Source organism: Micrococcus sp. 116 (assembly GCF_902506395.1).
Lineage (GTDB): Bacteria > Actinomycetota > Actinomycetes > Actinomycetales > Micrococcaceae > Micrococcus > Micrococcus luteus.
Genome location: NZ_LR732370.1, coordinates 206,927 through 224,539, shown reverse-complemented (window position 1 = coordinate 224,539; position 17,613 = coordinate 206,927). Strand labels below are relative to the sequence as shown.

Genomic DNA, 17,613 nt, shown 5'->3' with positions numbered 1-17,613 from the left:
CGCGCATGACCGCGTCCGCCTCCTCCGATCCCCTCGACCCCCTGCCGTTCCGGGCGGGCGACGCCGCGGGGGCCGAGCCGGGCGTCGAGGGCGGCCCGGCCGAGGCCGGCGTCTCCTCCCCCGCGGGGCGCGGCGGCCGGGACCGCCGTGGCCGAGGACTGCGGCATCCGCGCCCGTTCGGTGCGCGCTCGGAGCGGGGCCGGAGCGAGGCGCTGCTGACCGCCGTCGAGAAGGCGGTGGACCGGCTGGGCTCCCTGGACGCGCCCGGGCTGCGGCACGTGACCGCGCGGGTGGAGCGCATCCCGGACCGGCTCGACGAGCGGCTGCGCGAGCTGCACGCCGGCCGGGAACGGGATGAGGAGGCGCTGTTCGCGCGGGCCGAGCGGCAGGGCCGGGACGGGGTGCTGATCACCCTGTTCGAGCGGCCGCTGCGGGACGCAGCCGACCCGGCCGACCTCGAGGGGGCCGTCTACGGGGTGGCGCTGAGCCGTTGCGCCGACGCGCTGGGCGTGGACCCGCAGGTGCTCGACCCCAGCTGGGGCCGCGGCTGAGCCCGGACCGGGCGGTCCGCGCCGGGCACCGCGCCCGACGGACGGGCGCCGTGCGTCAGGCGCGGGCGCGGCGCAGGCGGCGACGCTCGCGCTCGGAGAGCCCGCCCCAGATGCCGAAGCGCTCGTCGTTCGCCATGGCGTACTCCAGGCACGCGTCCTTGACGGTGCAGGCCTCGCACACGCGCTTGGCGTCCCGCGTGGAGCCGCCCTTCTCCGGGAAGAACGCCTCGGGGTCCGTCTGCGCGCACAGGGCGTCCGCCTGCCAGGCCAGCTCGCCCTCGATGGGCTCGGTGGTCACGCCCGGGATGGTGGCCCAGTCGGCGGAGACGGGCACGGCCTCGACCGGACGCGCGTCGCCGGGGAAGAGGGCGGTGACGGTGGCGGCCGGGGTGCCGGTCTCGTCGTCGAGGTCATGGGCGGTGAGGAAGGCGGTCGCCTGGTCCTCGAGGCTCGCGCCGGAGACGCCGGCCTGCGGGTCGGCGGGGTCGAGGAACCAGTCGCTGGGGACGCTCCGCGGACGAGGCGCCGGCGCGGGATCGGCGCGGTGCGCGTCCTCGACTCGCTGGGTCTGCTCCATGTGTGACGCCTCTTCCCGGGATCGACGTGGCGGTGTGGGCCGGGTGATCGTGCGGTCCGCGCGGGTGCCGGGCAAGCCGGCGGGCCCCTCCTGCCGGGACCGTTGGCCCGGGTTCATTACATCGGTGTGATTCATGCCGAGTCAAACCGAGCGGGTGCCACACTGGGCCCATGGTCTCCCTCTCCGCACCCCGGTCCACCGGCCCCCTCGTGCTCCGCCTCGCCTCCTCCCCGCGGCCCGCGCTCGTCCAGGAGCCGGGGGCCCCGGGCGAACCCGGCGCGGTGGACCAGCGCATCGAGCTCTCGGGCCGCGTGACCGTGAACTGGGCCGCCAAGTTCGCGGGCCTGCTCGGCGCCGAGGGCATCGGCGCGGGCGACGCCGTCGCCCTGGACCTGCCCGTCCACTGGCTCTCCCACGCCCTCGCCCTCGGCGTGCTCTGCGCCGAGGCCGAGCCCGCCCTCGAGGGTGACTCCCCCGCGGCCGTCCTCACGGATCGGCCCGAGGCGTGGCCGGGCCCGTCCGTGACCGTGTTCGCCGTGGTCCTGCCGCGCGGCCTCGAGCCCGAGTTCGACGGCCCGGCCGCCGACCCGGCCGTCGTGGACGTGGCCGCCGAGATCCGCGCCCAGCCGGATGCCCTGCCCGGCCCCGTGGACCACGTGCGGCCCGCGTCGATCCCGACCGGGGCCGACGTCGCCCCGGACGACGACGGCCCGCGCCCCCGCCTGACGTGGGCGGGAGTGCGGGCCGCGCTGGAGGCGTGGGACGCGGGTCGGGCGGTGACCGTGCGCCCCTGACGGGGCGGCGGGGTCAGGCCGGGGCGCTCAGACCCCGGCGTCGGGGGTGCGGTGCCGGCCGTGCGGAGGCATCTGGTCCTCGCGCAGCACGGGCATCTGGCCGGTGATGATCGCGAGGTCGCTGGCGAAGCCGGGCTCCACGTCCAGCTTCTCCTTGAACACCCAGAACCGGTAGGCGAAGTAGCGGAACACGGTGCCGAAGAACAGGCCGATCACGTTGCCGGCGATGAACAGGCCGGTCGGGTCGGTCACGCCCATCAGGTACTGCGCGATCGCCACGCAGCCGGCCTGGATGCCCAGCCCGATCGCGTTCATGATCAGGAACATCACGAGCTCGCGCGTCTTGTTCGAGGAGCGCTTGTCCCGGAACGTCCAGTAGCGGTTGGCGACCCAGCTGAACAGGGTAGCGACGACGCCGCCCACGATCTTGGCCTTGACGTTGGACCCCTCGAGCGGGCCGGTCATCATCCACCAGAAGACGAGCGAGTCCACCACGAACGCGGCCGCACCCACGGTGCCGAACTTGGCCACCTCCCGCCACAGCAGGGAGACCATCCCGGTCAGGCGGCCCCAGAGATCGGACAGCATGGGCGTGGACTCCTCTGGTTCGGGACGGGGGTGTGCACGCGGGCCGGACCCGCGCAGGGCTGGGGAACACTGTAGCCGCGCCCCCGGCGCGCGACCTCCTCGGATCCGGCGTCGGCCGCCCCTCCGTGACGGAGTTCTCAGCCGGTCCGACTACCCTGTGCGGGTGACTTCCCCTCGACTCGGTGTGATCGGTGGCGGGCAGCTGGCCCGCATGATGGCGGGCGCGGCCGCGGAGCTCGGCGTGCCCTTCCGCGTGCTCGCGGAGGCCCCGGACGCGTCAGCGGCCCAGGTCGCCCCCCACGTGGTCGGCGACCACACGGACCTGGCGGACCTGCGCGCGTTCGCGGCCACGGTGGACGTGGTCACCTTCGACCACGAGCACGTGCCCACCGAGCACCTGCGGGCCCTGCAGGAGGCCGGCGTCGCCGTGCGCCCCGGTCCCGAGGCGCTGCAGCACGCGCAGGACAAGCTGGTCATGCGCGCCGCCGTCGAGCGGCTGGGCCTGCCGAACCCGGCGTGGGCGCCGGTCGACGACCTCGAGGCCGTCCTCGCCTTCGGCGACGAGCACGGCTGGCCCATGATCCTCAAGACCGCCCGCGGCGGCTACGACGGCAAGGGCGTGCTCAAGCTCGACGACGCCGACGACGCCCGCGCCTCCGCCGCGGACGGCACCCTGGCCGCGTGGCTCGGCGCCGGCATCACCCCGCTGCTGGCCGAGGCCCTCGTCCCCTTCTCCCGTGAGCTCTCCGCGCAGGTGGCGCGCACCCCCTCCGGTGAGGTGGCCGTCTACCCCATCGTCGACTCGGTCCAGGTGGCCGGCGTGTGCGACCTCGTGGTCGCCCCGGCCCAGGACCTCGACCCGGCCGTCGCCGCGGCCGCGACCGCCGCGGCCGTCCGCCTCGCCGAGGAGCTGGACGTCACCGGCATGCTCGCGGTCGAGCTGTTCGAGACGCCGGGGGTCGGCCCGGGCTTCCAGGTGAACGAGCTGGCCATGCGCCCCCACAACTCCGGCCACTGGTCCATGGACGGCGCCGTCACCGGCCAGTTCGAGCAGCACGTCCGCGCCGTGCTCGACCTGCCGCTGGGCGAGACGACCCCCCGCGGGGCCGGCGTCGTGATGAAGAACGTCCTCGGCGGCGCCCGCGAGGACCTGCACGCCGGCAGCGTCGCGGCCCTCGCCGCCCACCCGCAGGCCAAGGTCCACCTCTACGGCAAGGACGTGCGCCCGGGCCGCAAGGTCGGTCACGTCAACGTCGTTGCGGACCACGGCCTCAGCCTCGAGGAGGCCGTGCGGACCGCCGAGTCCGCCGCCGCACTGCTGCGCGACGACGCCCCCACCACCGGCACCGAGACGGAGGCCCGCCCATGACCGCCACGCCCCAGACCCCGCCCCTGCAGGACGACGCCCCGGTCGTCTCCGTCGTGATGGGCTCCGACTCCGACTGGCCCGTGATGAGCGCGGCCGCCGAGGCCCTGCGCGAGCTCGACGTGCCCGTCGAGGTCGGCGTGGTCTCCGCGCACCGCATGCCCCACGAGATGGTGGAGTTCGGCGCCCGCGCGCACGAGCGCGGCATCCGCGTGATCGTGGCCGGCGCGGGCGGCGCGGCGCACCTGCCCGGGATGCTCGCCGCCGTCACCCCCCTGCCCGTGATCGGCGTGCCCGTGAAGCTCAAGAGCCTGGACGGGATGGACTCCCTGCTCTCGATCGTCCAGATGCCCGCCGGCGTGCCGGTGGCCACCGTCTCCATCGACGGCGCCCGCAACGCCGGCCTGCTGGCCGCCCGCATCCTCGCCTCGGCCGACACCGCGGAGGGCGACCGCCTGCGCGCCGCCCTCGCCGAGCACGCCGACGAGCTCAACGCCCAGGCCCGGGCCAAGGGGGCCCGCCTGCGCGAGCGGATGGCCGCCGACCGCTGATGTCGCCCGCCACCGGATCCGTGCCCGCCGGTCACGCGCAGCCCGACCCGCTCCGAGATCCACGCGTCGCCTCCCCCACCGAGCGCACCCGCCGGGCGCTGATCCTCACCGCCCTGACCCTGCTGGTCCCCGGCGGCGCCCAGCTCGTCGCCGGCAGCCGCCGGCTCGGCCGCGTGGCGCTGCGGGTCACCGTCACCGTGTGGGCCGTGCTGATCCTCGGGCTGCTGTGGTGGCTGGTCTCCCGCGCGAGCCTGATCTCGCTCATGGCCCGGGACGGCGTGCTGCTTGGGCTGGCGGTGGTCCTGGCGGCGCTGGCGGTGGGCTGGGCGGTGCTGTGGGTGGACACGTTCCGGCTGATCGGGCCGCACCTGCTCGCCCCCGGCGCGCGGAAGATCACGGCGGCGGTCACCGCGCTCGCGCTCGTGCTCACCAGCGGCGCCCTGCTCTACGGCGGCTGGGCGGCGAACACGAGCCGCGGGGCGCTCGGCGAGGTCTTCCAGGAGGGGCCGGCCGTCCCGGAGGCCGAGGGCCGCTACAACATCCTGGTCCTGGGCGCGGACGCCGGCGAGGGCCGCCAGGGGCTGCGCCCGGACTCCATGCACGTGGTCTCCGTGGACGCCCGCACCGGCGCCATCGTGATGTTCTCCCTGCCCCGCAACCTCCAGAACGCGCCGTTCGTCGAGGGCTCCCCGCTGTGGGACGTGTACCCGAACGGCTTCGACTGCGGCGACGAGTGCATCCTCAACGCCCTCTACACGGACGTGGAGGAGCACCACGCAGACCTCTACCCGGACGCCGAGCACCCCGGCGCCGAGGCCATGAAGGACGCCGCCGGCGGCATCCTCGGCCTGGACGTCTCCGGCTACGCCCTCATGGACATGGGCGGCTTCGCCCAGCTGATCGACGCCATGGGCGGGGTGGACGTCGTCAGCGGCGGCTACGTGGTGCACCGCGGCGTCCGGCCCGACGGCGTCTGGGGCAACATCTGGTGGGAGCCGGGCACCCACCACTTCAACGGCGACGACGCGCTCGCCTTCGCCCGCTCCCGGCACTGGTCCACCGACTACGCCCGCATCCGCCGGCAGCAGTGCATGCAGGCGGCGATGCTGGAGCAGTTCAGCCCCGCCACCGTGCTCACCCGCTTCGAGGGGATCCTCGCGGCGGGCCAGCAGATCGTGACCACCGACCTGCCGCAGTCCCAGCTCGGCACGTTCGTCGACCTCGCCGAGCGCTCGCGCGGCCAGAAGATGCGGCGGCTGACCATCGGCCCGCCCGACTTCGGCGACACGGGCACCCACTTCACCACCTACCCCGACTACGACCTCGTCCACCGCCGCGTGGACGAGATGCTGGCCGATGAGTCCGTGACCGCCGGATCGGAGCCGACCGGGGTCTCGGCGACGCCGCTGCTCACCGTGCTGGCCGTCGTCGCGCAGGAGACGCAGACCCCCGACGTCGACGAGGACGACCCGGCCACGTGGCCGGCCCCGCCGACCCGCTCCGACGGCGAGCCCTTCACCGCCGAGGACCTGATGACGGCCGAGGACCTGGGCCAGGAGGACGTGCTGAACCACGCGTCCTCGACCAACGGGCTGTGCGTCCCGGCCCCGTGAGGCGCGACGCGCGGGCCGACGGGCTGACCTAGGCTGGGCGCATGCACGTCCTGAAGCCCGTGATCCGTGACTACGCCTGGGGCTCCCCCACGCTCCTCGCCGACCTGCAGGGACGCGAGCCCACCGGCCGCCCCGAGGCCGAGCTGTGGCTGGGCGACCATCCGGGCGCCCCGTGCGTCGCCGTCGTGGCGGACGGCGCCCACATCGGCCTGGACGAGGTGGTGGCCGCGGACCCGGAGCGCTGCCTCGGGCCCGTCGCGCCGGAGGGCCGGCTGCCCTTCCTCATGAAGCTGCTCGCCGCGGGCGCCCCGCTGTCCATCCAGGCGCACCCCACCCTGGAGCAGGCCCGCGCGGGCTTCGCCGCGGAGGAGGCCGCCGGCGTGCCGGTCGACGCCCCGGAGCGCAACTACAAGGACGCGAACCACAAGCCGGAGATGCTGCTCGCGCTGACCCCCTTCTCGGCGATGTGCGGCTTCCGCTCCCCCGAGGTCTCCTCGGACAGCTTCGAGGCCCTGGCCCGTGCCCTCACGGAGCGGGCGGACGGGGACACGTCCGCCGTCGCCATCGCCGCCGCCCGGATCAGCCAGGCCCTCGCCGCCGGGGACCTCGAGGACGCGTTCACCTCGATCCTCGACCCGGACTCCGTGTGGGGCGCCCCCGGCGCCGTGGCGCAGGTCGTGGACGTGCTGCGGGCTGCGCCGGACCTGGCCGAGCGCGACCCCTCGCTGGCCACGGCCCTCGAGGCCGCCCAGCACCACCCGGACGACCCCGGCGTGGTGGTGGCCATCCTGCTCAACCGCGTGGACCTGGCCCCGGGTCAGGCCATCCATCTGCCCGCCGGCAACGTGCACGCGTACCTGCACGGGCTGGGCGTGGAGGTCATGGCGGCCTCGGACAACGTGCTGCGCGGCGGACTCACCCCGAAGCACATGGACGTGCCCGAGCTGCGCCGCGTGGTCACCTTCGAGGCGCTGCCGGTGCCCTCCACTGAGCCCGAGCGCGTGGCCGACTCCGTGGTGGCCTTCCGCCCGCCGTTCGAGGAGTTCGAGCTGCTCCAGGCCACGCTCGAGGACGACGCCGTCCACGGGCTCGACGTGCACGGGCCCGGGATCGCGGTGGTCACCCGCGGCACGGCAAGCCTGGCCCTGGCAGGCCAGGAGATCGAGCTGGGCCCGGGCGAGGCCGTGTTCCTGCCCGCCGCGGAGACGGCGTCCGGCCCGCTGGCCGTCCGCGCCGCGGCCGGCGCCCCGGCGACGGTGCACGTGGCCGGCCTGCCGCGGGGCTGAGCCCGGCAGACCGGCCCGCGGGCTCAGCGGGCGTCGCGGTCCCCCAGCCACTTGGACCACTTCTTCACGTCGTGCTCGGCGTCCACGGTGCGGACCGTGCCGGACGACGAGCGCATCACGATGGACTGCGTGTGCACGCGGCCGTCGGCGAAGCGCACACCGCGCAGCAGGTCGCCGTCGGTGATGCCGGTGGCCGCGAAGTAGCAGTGGTCGGAGGTGACCAGCTCGTTCGTGGTCAGCACCGCGTCGAGGTCGAGGCCGGCGTCGAGGGCCTTCTGCTTCTCGGCGTCGTCGGTGGGGGCCAGGCGGCCCTGGATGATGCCGCCGGTGGCCTTGATCGCGCACGCGGTGACGATGCCCTCGGGGGTGCCGCCGATGCCCATCATCATGTCCACGCCGGTGCCCGGGCGGGCGGCGGCGATGGCGCCGGCGACGTCGCCGTCCAGGATGAACTTCACGCGGGCGCCGGCCTGGCGGATCTCCTTGACCAGGCCCTCGTGGCGGGGGCGGTCCAGCACGCACACGGTCACCTGCGAGACGGGCTTGTCCAGGGCCTTGGCCACGAGGTTCACGTTCTGCTTCACCGGCAGGCGCATGTCCACGAAGTCGGCGGCCTCGGGGCCCACCACGAGCTTGTCCATGTAGAACACGGCCGACGGGTCGAACATGGTGCCGCGCTCGGCCACCGCGAAGACGGAGAGCGCGTTGTTGTAGCCCATGGCGGTCAGGCGGGTGCCGTCGATCGGGTCCACGGCCACGTCCACGGCGGCGCCGGAGCCGTCGCCGACCTGCTCGCCGTTGAACAGCATGGGGGCCTCGTCCTTCTCGCCCTCGCCGATCACCACGGTGCCGTCCATGGCCACGGTGTCCATGAACGCGCGCATCGCGTCCACCGCGGCGCCGTCCGCCTTGTTCTTGTCCCCGTAGCCCACCCAGGGGCTCGCGGCGATGGCCGCCGCCTCGGTCACCCGCACCAACTCCATGGCCAGGTTGCGGTCCGGGACGTGATTCTCGTAGCCGGTCTTCTCCGAGGACGCGCTGGTCATCGCTGCTCCGATCCTTGCTCGCGGCGCTCCGTCCGCACGGGACGGGGCGTGAGGGCGGCTCTGCCCCGGTCCTCATCCTACGGGGGTGGTCTCCCGCGGGTGGCACAATGCTGACCGTGAGCTCCGCCGACCCCCACTCCCCCGCCCCCCGCCCCGTCCTGACCGCCACGCAGGCGCAGCGGGCCCGGCAGCCGTGGATGGCCATGGTGCTCTCCCTGGTGGCTCTGCTGGCGATCGTGGCCGTGGTCCTCCTGCTCAATCCGGAGCCGCCGCAGCGGCCCCGCGAGGACCGCGTCGACGTCGCCGCCGAGGCCGCCACGGTCCCCCACGACGACGGCGACCTGCCGGCCCTGGCGCCCGAGGTGCCGGAGTCCTGGTACGCCAACTACGCCCGCCTGCAGAAGCTGGACGGCGTCTCCACGTGGGACGTCGGCTGGGTGGTCACGGACACGGTGTTCGCGGGCCTGCAGCAGGCCGAGGACGTCGACCCCACCTGGGTGAGCCTGCGGGTGGACCAGGTCCCGACGTCGGAGACGATCGAGATCGACGGGATCGCGTGGGACCTCCACGCCGATCCGAAGAAACCGGAGCGACGGCTCGTGGCGGAGGTGGACGGCAGCACCGTGGTGCTGACCACCACCGGCGACCGCGCCGTCCTCGAAGACCTGGCGCACGGCGTCGTCCCCACCTCCGACCTGACCCCCGCCGAGGCGTGGGAGGTCCTCGTCGAGGGCAACCGCCGCTTCGTGGCGGGCGAGCCGAGCCACCCGAACCAGAACGCCGAGCGCCGCAGCGGGCTGACGGCCGGCCAGGCCCCGGTCGCCGTGATCTTCGGCTGCGCCGACTCGCGCCTGGCGGCCGAGATCATCTTCGACCTGGGCCTCGGCGACGTGTTCGTGGTGCGCACGGCCGGCCACGTGATCGACGACGCCGTGCTGGGCTCCATCGAGTACGGCGTGGACGTGCTGGAGATCCCGCTCGTCATCGTCCTGGGCCACAACTCGTGCGGCGCCGTCACGGCGACGGTCGAGTCCTACATCTCCGGCACCATGCCGCGCGGCTTCGTGCGCCCCCTCGTGGAGCGCATCATCCCGTCCGTGCTGGCCGGGCGCCGCCGCGGACTGGAGGAGGTCGACGAGTTCGTGGCCGAGCACGTGGACCAGACCTGCGACCACCTCCTGGAGACCTCGCAGTCCGTCCGCGCGGCCGTCGAGTCCGGGCGCACCGCCGTCGTCGGGCTCACCTACTCGCTGTCCGAGGGCACCGCGCGACCGGGCCGCGTGCACGGCGACCTGGCGGTCTGACGACGTCGGGCGTCCGGTGCGGCACCGGGCGCCCACGCCGTCCTAGGATGTGACCATGACCGCAGAGAACACCGATCAGCAGTTCCGCATCGAGCACGACACCATGGGCGAGGTGAAGGTGCCGGTGAACGCGCTCTACCGTGCACAGACCCAGCGCGCCGTGGAGAACTTCCCGATCTCCGGCAAGGGCCTCGAGCCCGCCCACATCCACGCCCTCGCGCAGGTCAAGAAGGCCGCGGCCAAGGCGAACGCCGAGCTGGGCATCATCTCGCAGGAGCGCGCGGACGCCATCGTCGCCGCCGCGGACCAGGTCATCGCCGGCGACCACGACGACCAGTACCCGATCGACGTGTTCCAGACCGGCTCCGGCACCTCCTCCAACATGAACACCAACGAGGTGCTCGCCACCCTCGCCACCCGCGCACTGAAGGAGGCCGGCTCCGAGGACGAGGTGCACCCCAACGACCACGTCAACGCCTCCCAGTCCTCGAACGACGTGTTCCCGACCTCCGTGCACGTGGCCGTCACCGCCGCCCTCGTGAACGACCTCGTCCCGGCGCTGGACCACCTGGCCGTCTCCCTCGAGAAGAAGGCGGAGGCCTTCGCCGGCGTCGTGAAGTCCGGCCGCACCCACCTCATGGACGCCACTCCGGTGACCCTGGGCCAGGAGTTCGGCGGCTACGCCGCGCAGGTCCGCTACGGCATCGAGCGCATCCAGTCCGCGCTGCCGCGCGTGGCCGAGGTCCCGCTCGGCGGCACCGCCGTGGGCACCGGCATCAACACCCCGAAGGGCTTCTCCGCCCGCGTGATCGAGCTGCTCGCCGAGGAGACCGGTCTGCCGCTGACCGAGGCCCGCAACCACTTCGAGGCCCAGGCCAACCGTGACGGCCTCGTGGAGGCCTCCGGCCAGCTGCGGAACATCGCGTTCTCGCTCATGAAGATCAACAACGACCTGCGCTGGATGGGCTCCGGCCCGAACACCGGCCTCGGCGAGATCGCCATCCCGGACCTGCAGCCGGGCTCCTCGATCATGCCGGGCAAGGTCAACCCCGTGATCTGCGAGGCCGCGATCATGGTGTGCGCCCAGGTGATCGGCAACGACACCACCGTCGCCCTGTCCTCCACCAACGGCGCGTTCGAGCTCAACGTGGGCATCCCCGTGATGGCCGCCAACCTGCTCGAGTCCATCCGCCTGCTGGCCAACACGACGCGCGTCATGGCGGACAAGATGATCGACGGCATCGAGGCCAACGAGGAGCGCTGCGCCTTCCTCGCCGGCGCCTCGCCGTCCATCGTGACCCCGCTGAACAAGGTGATCGGCTACGAGGCCGCCGCCAAGATCGCCAAGCACGCCGTCGCGAACAAGATGACCGTGCGCGAGGCCGTCGTGGACCTCGGCTACGTCGAGCGCGGCGAGATCACCGAGGAGCAGCTGGACAAGGCCCTGGACACCATGTCCATGACCCACCCGGAGTGATCCGGCGGATTCGGTGAGCGGCGCGACGCCGCCTCCCGGGCCACGACGCCGAGCGGCCGTCCTCCCGTGCGGAGGGCGGCCGCTCGTCGTTCACGCCAGCACCAGCACTCCGGCGGCCGCCGCCACCATCGCCGGCCCGAACGGCAGCGCCGTTCGCCCCGTCGCCCGGCCCGCGAGGACCAGCAGCCCCGCCACGACGCCGCCGAGCAGGATCGCGCCCACCCCGGCGGCGAGCACCGCCGTCGGACCGAGCACCCCCGTGTACACGCCCAGGCCGCCGGCGAGCTTCACGTCCCCCATCCCGAGGCCGCCGCGGCTGAGCACGTGCAGCGCGAGCATCGCCACGGTGTAGCCGAGACCGCCCAGCAGGCTGCAGAGGGCCAGGTCACCCCGGCCCGCCAGCAGCGCTCCCCCGGTCATCATCGCCAACCCGCCCAGCGCCAGCCGCAGCGTCCATCGGTTCGACAGCCGATGCTCCCGCAGGTCCGTGCGCACGAGCACGCCCGAGCACACCGCGAACCACGCCAGCCCCAGGGTCCACAGCACCGCCGTCGCCGGCGCGCCGTGCGTCCACGCCCATCCCACTCCGCTCATGCGCCCAGCCTAGGCCGGGCGGCGCACCCGCCGGGCCGCCGTCCACAGGCGATCAGGCCACCTCGCGTTCACGGTCCGGCCACCCGGTGTTCTGCCGACAGCGCAACCGGGGCCGCCCATTGCGACGACCCCGGGCACGGGTCTACTCTGAAGTCACGAGCTTCCAGCCGTCTCATGGACGTACGGGGCTCACACAGACCCCATGGCCTCAATCCCGTTTCAAAGGGGCCATGGTGGCGGGCTTCCTCGGTCCCCCATCCCCCCCTCCGCGGGGCCGAGCACCCCCGCCGGGGGCCGCTGCTTCGGCAGCGGCCCCTTTTTCATGACCGACCCCGCCGCCCGGCTCAGGCCCGGCCCTCCTCCAGCAGGTCCGTGACCAGCGCGGCGATCGGGGAGCGCTCGGAACGGGTCAGCGTCACGTGTCCGAACAGCGGGTGGCCCTTGAGGCGCTCCACCACGGCCGCGATGCCGTCGTGCCGGCCCACGCGCAGGTTGTCCCGCTGGGCGACGTCGTGGGTCAGCACGACCTTCGAGTTGCGGCCCATCCGGCTCAGCACCGTGAGCAGCACGTTCCGCTCGAGCGACTGCGCCTCGTCCACGATCACCCACGCATCGTGCAGCGAGCGGCCGCGGATGTGCGTCAGCGGCAGGATCTCCAGCATCCCGCGGTCCACCACCTCGTCCACCACGGACGGGGAGACCAGCGCACCCAGGGTGTCGAACACGGCCTGCGCCCACGGGCCCATCTTGTCGCCCTCGGAGCCGGGCAGGTAGCCGAGGTCCTGGCCGCCGACGGCGTACAGCGGGCGGAACACGACCACCCTGCGGTGCTCGCGGCGCTCCATCACGGCGTCGAGGCCCGCGCACAGCGCCAGCGCGGACTTGCCGGTGCCCGCGCGGCCGCCGAGGGAGACGATGCCCACGCTCGGATCCGTCAGCAGCTCGATGGCCAGCCGCTGCTCGGCGGAACGGCCGTGCAGGCCGAACACGTCGCGGTCCCCGCGCACCAGGCAGGCTCGGCCGCCCTCGCCGACCCGGGCCAGGGCGGAGCCCCGGGGCGCGGTGAGCACCAGCCCCGTGTTGACCGGCAGGCGGTCCGCCTCGGCCGGGGCCTCCTCCGGCCCGGTCTCGACGCCCGTGCCGGTCAGGGTCCCCAGCGGGACGCCGGCCAGGTCGACCTCGCCGTCGTCGTAGAGGGCGTCCAGCCGCTCCTGCGCCACGCTGAGGGAGACGGTGCCGCGCCAGCCCGAGTCACGCACGAGCTCGTGGCGGTACTCGTCCGCGGCGAGGCCCATGGCCGCCGCCTTCACGCGCATCGGCAGGTCCTTGGACACGACCGTGACCGTGGCGCCCTCGTCCGCGAGCGCCTTCGCGACGGCGAGGATGCGGGAGTCGTTGTCCGTGCCGCGGATGCCCAGGGGCAGCACGTCCACGGACACGTGGTTCAGTTCGATCCGCAGCGTGCCGCCCTCGGGGGTGATCGGCACGGGCTGGTCCAGCGCGCCGTGGCGGCCGCGCAGATCGTCGAGCAGGCGCAGGGCCGTGCGCGCGTAGTAGCCGAGGTCGGGGTCGGCGCGCTTGGCCTCGAGCTCCGAGACCACCACGAGCGGCAGGACCACCTCGTGCTCGGCGAAGTGCAGCAGGGCGCGCGGGTCCGAGAGCAGCACGGACGTGTCCACCACGTAGGTCCGCAGGCCGGTCGCCTCCGCCGCCCCCGCCTCGGCACGCGCCTGGCCCGGCCGGCTCGACGGCTCCTGCCGGGTCTGCGCGTGCTCCACGAGCTCTGCCACCATGTCTGCCTCCTGTGCCGGTGAACCGTGCGGACGGGGGTCCGCCCACGGTCCACGCTAGGAAGCGGCGTCGTCCGCCGGGTCCCGGCACGGTGAACCCGGGATGAAGTCACGGTGACGGTCCGTCCGGGCTCCGCCACGGCCCCGGCGTCCCGCGCTCCCTACACTGGAGACGCGCCGCCGACGTCCCGACGGCCGCCCGCTCCCCGTCCACAGGAGGGCCCTTGAGCATGCACCGCCCGTCCCCCGGCCTGCCCGATCTGCCGGGCGGCCCGGCCCCCGCCCCGACCCTGGCCGAGCGCGCCGGCGGCCGCCTGCTGGGCGCCGTCGCGCCCACCGCCGTGCTGATCGCGGCCATGTGGGTCGCGCAGGTCGTGCTGATCTTCCTCGGCCGGGTGATCATCCCCGGCGTGGGCCTGATCCCCCGACGCCTCGACGGCCTCGACGGGGTCCTGTTCTCCCCCGTGCTGCATGCCGGCTGGGCCCACCTGATCGGCAACACGACGGCGCTGCTCGTCCTCGGTCCGCTGGCCGCCCTGGTCTCGCGTCGGCCGGTGGCCCTGCTCGTCTGCGCCTGGCTGGGCTCGGGCCTGCTGACCTGGGTGATCGGCACCCCGGGCGTGCACATCGGCGCCTCCGGGATCGTGTACGTGCTGATCGCGTTCCTGATCGTCTACGGGATCGCGGTGCGGCGGATCGGGGCGGTCGTCGTCTCCGTGCTCGTCGCGCTCACGCACCTGGGCTCGAGCCTGATCGGCCTGCTGCCGGCACCCGGCATCTCGTGGACCGGCCACCTGGCCGGGGCCGTCGTCGGGGTGCTGCTGGGCCTGTGGTGGGGCCGCGCCGACCGTCAGGTGCCGAACCGGCGCTGACGGCTGCCGTAGTCGCGCAGGGCACGCAGGAAGTCGACCTTGCGGAACGCGGGCCACATGGCCTCGCAGAAGTAGAACTCCGAGTACGCGGACTGCCAGAGCAGGAACCCGGAGAGCCGCTGCTCCCCGGACGTGCGGATGACCAGGTCCGGGTCCGGCTGGCCGCGCGTGTAGAGCCGGTCCGCGATCTGCTCGACGGTGACGGACTCGGCCACCTCCGCCGCGCTGTGGCCCAGGGCGTGCTCGTCCCGCAGCAGCTCGCGCACGGCGTCGAGGATCTCCTGGCGGCCCCCGTAGCCCACGGCCACGTTCACGTGCACGCCGTCGTGGCCCTTGGTCTGCTCGGCGACCTCGGCGAGCCGTCGCGCCATGGGCTCGGGGAGCAGGTCCACCGCGCCGACCGGCTGCACGCAGACGGGGGCGCGGCCCTCGGCCGGCTGGGCGAGGCGCTCCGCCGTCGTCTGGATGATCTCCAGGAGCGGGGCGAGCTCCTCCGCCGGGCGCCGCAGGTTCTCGGTGGAGAGCATGTAGAGCGTGACCACGGGGATGCCGGCCTCGTCGCACCAGCCGATGAAGTCGAGGATGCGCTCGGCGCCGGCCTGGTGGCCCTGCTGCGTGGACGCCCCGAACGCGCGGGCCCAGCGACGGTTGCCGTCCACCAGCACGCCGATGTGCCGGGGCAGCCGCTCCGGGTCCAGGCCGCGCGTCAGCCGCCGCTCGTACAGGCGGTAGAAGGCCTCGGGTCGACCCACGGCGCGCTCCCCTCTCGGACGGTCCTGCGAGCCTCCAGGATACGCGCGCGGCACACAGCGACCATCCCGTGCCCGGGCCCCGACCCGACCGGCGACAATGGACGCATGGACCCTGTGACACCCCTCCGCGACGCCGACGCCACCCGCCGCCTGCGCTGGCGCGTCGAGCGCGTCCGCGACCCCGACCATCCGCTGTACAAGCCCCGACTGCGCGGCTGGATCCACGCGGTCATGGCGCCGCTGACGCTCGCGGCCGGCATCGTGCTCATCGTGCTCGCGCCGACTGCAACGCTGCGGTGGGCCAGCGCGGTCTACGCCGTGACGGGCCTGCTGCTGTTCGCGGTCTCGGCGACGTACCACCTGGTGCAGTGGAACGAGGTGGTCTCCCGTGTCCTCAAGCGGCTGGACCACACGAACATCATGCTGGTCATCGCCGGCACCTACACGCCGCTCTCCCTGGCCCTGCTGCCTCCGGACCGGGCGCGTGTGCTGCTCACCCTGGTGTGGGTGGGGGCCGTGGCCGGCGTCGCGTTCCGGGTGCTGTGGACGGACGCGCCGCGCTGGCTCTACACGCCGGTGTACGTGGCCCTCGGGCTGGCGGCGCTGCTCTACCTGGGCGACTTCTTCGCCGCGGATGCGGCGGCGGGGTGGCTGATCGTGGCCGGCGGCGTCGCGTACATCACGGGCGCGGTCTTCTACGCGCTGCAGGCCCCCACGATCCACCGCGAGTGGTTCGGCTTCCACGAGCTGTTCCACGCCTTCACGGTGGCCGGCTTCGTATGCCACGCCGTCGCCATCTACCGGGCGGTGCTCGTCGTCGCCTGAGCGTGTCTGGGACGGGGGCCTGCGCCCCGCCGGGCAGCGCCGAGGCCCGCAGACGCGCCGCTACGTCCATGCCGTAGCGGCGCGTCTGCGGGCCTCAAGGGTTCGGGCGTGGAGTCTCCGGCGCCGAGTCTCGGGCGTGCGCGGGCCCGACGGCGGTCAGTCGCGTCCGGTGTCCGGGGCCTGGGGTTCCGGGGCCGGCGCCTGGAGGTAGCCGGGGTACTTCTCCTGCAGGCGGCGCAGTCGGTCCTCGGAGTCCGCGTCCAGGTGCTCGCCGCCCGCGCGGACCTCGTCCGGCAGGTGCTGCTGATGGCGCTCCACGAGCATGGCCTCGGCTTCCGGGGAACGCTGCTGGACGCGGCGCACCGAGCGGACCATGACGCGGAGGACGATGATCGCCATGACCACCATGAGCGCGGTGAACAGGAACCCCTCGATGCCGGGGGTGACCTCCGCCTCCTCGAGCCCGGGGCGCAGCGTCGGCTCCGGGACGGCGGGCACCGGCGCGGGGCTCGCGGCCGCGAGCGCGGTGAGGACGAGGGGAAGGCCAGACAGGGGTGTCACGCCGCCCCACTCTACCGGCCCCGGCCGCACGGCCCGAGCCGGGGCGACTCAGCGCAGGCCGGCGAAGAGGTCGTGCTCCGGCAGCTCGGAGGGCACGCGCGAGTCGATCAGCGCGAAGTCCTCCCACGGCCAGGCGCGCCGCTGCAGGTCGTGGGGGGCGTCGAAGAACATGCCGTCGGGGTCGATCTGCGTGCGGTGCGCCCGCAGGGCGGCGTCGCGCTCGTCGAGGAAGCCGGTGACGTCCACCTGCGTGGTGACGTCGTGGTCCGCGGTGACCCACGGCGGGATGACCTCCGGGTCGGGCACGTCCTCCCCGGCTTCGCGGCGGCGCAGCACCTCGCGCATCGCGTCCATCGCGTCGAACATCATCAGGCGTCGGGCGAACGGCACGTCCTCGCCGTCGGCCTCGGCCACCGCGGCCATCGTGCGGAACTTCCGCGGGTTGAAGCCGCAGTCGTAGTAGACCTTCGAGACCTCCCACGCGGGCCCGGCCTCGGGGTACTCGTCTGCGAGGCCCGCGGCCCGGTAGGCCTCCATCGTCACGGCGTGGGCCTGCAGGTGGTCCGGGTGCGGGTAGCCGCCGACCTCGTCATAGGAGATGAGCACGTGCGGGCGGAACCGGCGCACGAGCGAGATCAGCGGGGTCGCCGCATCCCGGAGCGGGACCTCGGCGAAGCAGTTCGCCGGGAGGGCCGGCAGCGGATCCCCCTCGGGCAGGCCCGAGTCGAGGAAGCCGAGCCAGGCGTGCCGGACGCCGAGGATGCGCGCGGCCTCCGCCATCTCCTCGCGGCGCACGGCCGCGATGTCCCGGTCGGCCCGGGTGGTGTCCCCGAACGACGGGTTGAGCAGGGTGCCGGCCTCGCCGCCGGTGCACGTGACGACCATGACCTCGGCCCCGGCCGCCGCGTAGGCGGCCATCGTGCCGGCCCCCTTCGAGGACTCGTCGTCCGGGTGGGCGTGCACCGCCATGAGGCGCAGCCCGGTGGAGGGCGGCAGGGCGGTGCCTGCGGCGGGCTGGGCCTGGGGGGTCTGATCGGTCACGGGGATCGCACACTCCTGTCCGGAT

At 74.1% G+C, this 17,613-nt stretch carries 18 protein-coding genes; 10 read left to right on the top strand and 8 right to left on the bottom strand.

The features are described from left to right. The first annotated feature begins 5 nt into the window (after nt 1-5). On the top strand, nt 6-551 hold the full coding sequence (locus tag CITRIK5_RS01050) for a hypothetical protein (RefSeq protein WP_230956229.1): 546 nt from the start codon (nt 6-8) through the stop codon (nt 549-551). A gap of 55 nt (nt 552-606) precedes the next feature. Here CITRIK5_RS01050 and CITRIK5_RS01045 read toward each other — a convergent pair whose 3' ends face one another. Next, on the bottom strand, nt 607-1,128 hold the full coding sequence (locus CITRIK5_RS01045; protein WP_081097744.1) for a WhiB family transcriptional regulator: 522 nt from the start codon (nt 1,126-1,128) through the stop codon (nt 607-609). 170 nt (nt 1,129-1,298) lie between these two features. On the opposite strand from CITRIK5_RS01045, the gene CITRIK5_RS01040 reads away from it, so the two are divergent. Further along, nucleotides 1,299-1,922: a hypothetical protein gene (locus CITRIK5_RS01040; RefSeq protein ID WP_060973964.1), complete on the top strand. Its 624-nt coding sequence runs from the start codon at nt 1,299-1,301 to the stop codon at nt 1,920-1,922. Between the two features lie 27 nt (nt 1,923-1,949). Here CITRIK5_RS01040 and CITRIK5_RS01035 read toward each other — a convergent pair whose 3' ends face one another. Next, nucleotides 1,950-2,510, bottom strand: a complete 561-nt coding sequence (locus CITRIK5_RS01035; protein WP_060973963.1) for a GtrA family protein — start codon at nt 2,508-2,510, stop codon at nt 1,950-1,952. A 163-nt stretch (nt 2,511-2,673) separates the two neighbouring features. On the opposite strand from CITRIK5_RS01035, the gene CITRIK5_RS01030 reads away from it, so the two are divergent. The 4 genes from CITRIK5_RS01030 to manA are packed head-to-tail and all read left to right on the top strand — an operon-like array spanning nt 2,674 to nt 7,326. Beyond that, entirely contained in the window at nt 2,674-3,879 is a 1,206-nt protein-coding gene (locus tag CITRIK5_RS01030; protein ID WP_159832875.1) for a 5-(carboxyamino)imidazole ribonucleotide synthase, read from the top strand. Further along, a complete protein-coding gene (gene purE / locus CITRIK5_RS01025; RefSeq protein ID WP_159832873.1) occupies nt 3,876-4,427 on the top strand; it encodes a 5-(carboxyamino)imidazole ribonucleotide mutase in 552 nt (183 codons plus the stop codon). Before CITRIK5_RS01030 ends, purE begins: the two co-directional genes overlap by 4 nt. A 20-nt stretch (nt 4,428-4,447) precedes the next feature. Further along, a complete protein-coding gene (locus CITRIK5_RS01020) occupies nt 4,448-6,040 on the top strand; it encodes an LCP family protein (RefSeq protein ID WP_230956225.1) in 1,593 nt (530 codons plus the stop codon). A gap of 41 nt (nt 6,041-6,081) precedes the next feature. Next, complete coding sequence (gene manA, locus CITRIK5_RS01015) at nt 6,082-7,326, top strand: mannose-6-phosphate isomerase, class I (RefSeq protein WP_060973934.1); 1,245 nt, start codon at nt 6,082-6,084, stop codon at nt 7,324-7,326. Between the two features lie 23 nt (nt 7,327-7,349). On the opposite strand, the gene glpX is transcribed toward manA, so the two are convergent. Further along, nucleotides 7,350-8,372 (bottom strand): class II fructose-bisphosphatase, encoded by a 1,023-nt coding sequence (gene glpX / locus CITRIK5_RS01010; protein WP_010079310.1) that lies wholly within the window; start codon nt 8,370-8,372, stop codon nt 7,350-7,352. A gap of 107 nt (nt 8,373-8,479) precedes the next feature. Here glpX and CITRIK5_RS12395 point away from each other — a divergent pair, with 107 nt between their 5' ends. Further along, nucleotides 8,480-9,676, top strand: coding sequence for a DUF4245 family protein (locus tag CITRIK5_RS12395; protein ID WP_159832871.1), 1,197 nt, complete (start codon nt 8,480-8,482; stop codon nt 9,674-9,676). A 55-nt stretch (nt 9,677-9,731) separates the two neighbouring features. Continuing rightward, nucleotides 9,732-11,153: a class II fumarate hydratase gene (locus CITRIK5_RS00995; RefSeq protein WP_044659622.1), complete on the top strand. Its 1,422-nt coding sequence runs from the start codon at nt 9,732-9,734 to the stop codon at nt 11,151-11,153. 90 nt (nt 11,154-11,243) lie between these two features. On the opposite strand, the gene CITRIK5_RS00990 is transcribed toward CITRIK5_RS00995, so the two are convergent. Both CITRIK5_RS00990 and CITRIK5_RS00985 read right to left on the bottom strand, forming a co-directional pair. Further along, entirely contained in the window at nt 11,244-11,747 is a 504-nt protein-coding gene (locus CITRIK5_RS00990; protein ID WP_036316321.1) for an A24 family peptidase, read from the bottom strand. Between the two features lie 344 nt (nt 11,748-12,091). Further along, on the bottom strand, nt 12,092-13,540 hold the full coding sequence (locus tag CITRIK5_RS00985) for a PhoH family protein (protein WP_041105009.1): 1,449 nt from the start codon (nt 13,538-13,540) through the stop codon (nt 12,092-12,094). Nucleotides 13,541-13,767: 227 nt separating this feature from the next. Between CITRIK5_RS00985 and CITRIK5_RS00980 the strand changes: the two genes are divergently transcribed. After that, entirely contained in the window at nt 13,768-14,409 is a 642-nt protein-coding gene (locus CITRIK5_RS00980) for a rhomboid family intramembrane serine protease (protein WP_230297415.1), read from the top strand. Here CITRIK5_RS00980 and CITRIK5_RS00975 read toward each other — a convergent pair. Next, nucleotides 14,388-15,161, bottom strand: coding sequence for an isoprenyl transferase (locus CITRIK5_RS00975; RefSeq protein WP_041105013.1), 774 nt, complete (start codon nt 15,159-15,161; stop codon nt 14,388-14,390). The two genes, CITRIK5_RS00980 and CITRIK5_RS00975, sit on opposite strands and share 22 nt — an antisense overlap. 105 nt (nt 15,162-15,266) lie before the next feature. Here CITRIK5_RS00975 and CITRIK5_RS00970 point away from each other — a divergent pair, with 105 nt between their 5' ends. Then, nucleotides 15,267-15,986, top strand: a complete 720-nt coding sequence (locus CITRIK5_RS00970) for a hemolysin III family protein (RefSeq protein WP_123244297.1) — start codon at nt 15,267-15,269, stop codon at nt 15,984-15,986. Nucleotides 15,987-16,142: 156 nt separating this feature from the next. Here CITRIK5_RS00970 and CITRIK5_RS00965 read toward each other — a convergent pair whose 3' ends face one another. Beyond that, nucleotides 16,143-16,547: a hypothetical protein gene (locus tag CITRIK5_RS00965; protein ID WP_036316330.1), complete on the bottom strand. Its 405-nt coding sequence runs from the start codon at nt 16,545-16,547 to the stop codon at nt 16,143-16,145. A gap of 48 nt (nt 16,548-16,595) precedes the next feature. Continuing rightward, a complete protein-coding gene (mca, locus tag CITRIK5_RS00960) occupies nt 16,596-17,588 on the bottom strand; it encodes a mycothiol conjugate amidase Mca (RefSeq protein ID WP_095353415.1) in 993 nt (330 codons plus the stop codon). Nucleotides 17,589-17,613 lie beyond the last annotated feature (25 nt).

What these genes read in the sequence shown, in the direction of transcription:
- CITRIK5_RS01050 (WP_230956229.1), top strand. Translation starts at nt 6, where the DNA reads ATGACCGCGTCCGCCTCCTCCGATCCCCTCGACCCCCTGCCGTTCCGG.
- CITRIK5_RS01045 (WP_081097744.1), bottom strand. Translation starts at nt 1,128, where the DNA reads ATGGAGCAGACCCAGCGAGTCGAGGACGCGCACCGCGCCGATCCCGCG.
- CITRIK5_RS01040 (WP_060973964.1), top strand. Translation starts at nt 1,299, where the DNA reads ATGGTCTCCCTCTCCGCACCCCGGTCCACCGGCCCCCTCGTGCTCCGC.
- CITRIK5_RS01035 (WP_060973963.1), bottom strand. Translation starts at nt 2,510, where the DNA reads ATGCTGTCCGATCTCTGGGGCCGCCTGACCGGGATGGTCTCCCTGCTG.
- purE (WP_159832873.1), top strand. Translation starts at nt 3,876, where the DNA reads ATGACCGCCACGCCCCAGACCCCGCCCCTGCAGGACGACGCCCCGGTC.
- manA (WP_060973934.1), top strand. Translation starts at nt 6,082, where the DNA reads ATGCACGTCCTGAAGCCCGTGATCCGTGACTACGCCTGGGGCTCCCCC.
- glpX (WP_010079310.1), bottom strand. Translation starts at nt 8,372, where the DNA reads ATGACCAGCGCGTCCTCGGAGAAGACCGGCTACGAGAATCACGTCCCG.
- CITRIK5_RS12395 (WP_159832871.1), top strand. Translation starts at nt 8,480, where the DNA reads ATGCTGACCGTGAGCTCCGCCGACCCCCACTCCCCCGCCCCCCGCCCC.
- CITRIK5_RS00995 (WP_044659622.1), top strand. Translation starts at nt 9,732, where the DNA reads ATGACCGCAGAGAACACCGATCAGCAGTTCCGCATCGAGCACGACACC.
- CITRIK5_RS00990 (WP_036316321.1), bottom strand. Translation starts at nt 11,747, where the DNA reads ATGAGCGGAGTGGGATGGGCGTGGACGCACGGCGCGCCGGCGACGGCG.
- CITRIK5_RS00985 (WP_041105009.1), bottom strand. Translation starts at nt 13,540, where the DNA reads ATGGTGGCAGAGCTCGTGGAGCACGCGCAGACCCGGCAGGAGCCGTCG.
- CITRIK5_RS00980 (WP_230297415.1), top strand. Translation starts at nt 13,768, where the DNA reads ATGCACCGCCCGTCCCCCGGCCTGCCCGATCTGCCGGGCGGCCCGGCC.
- CITRIK5_RS00970 (WP_123244297.1), top strand. Translation starts at nt 15,267, where the DNA reads ATGGACCCTGTGACACCCCTCCGCGACGCCGACGCCACCCGCCGCCTG.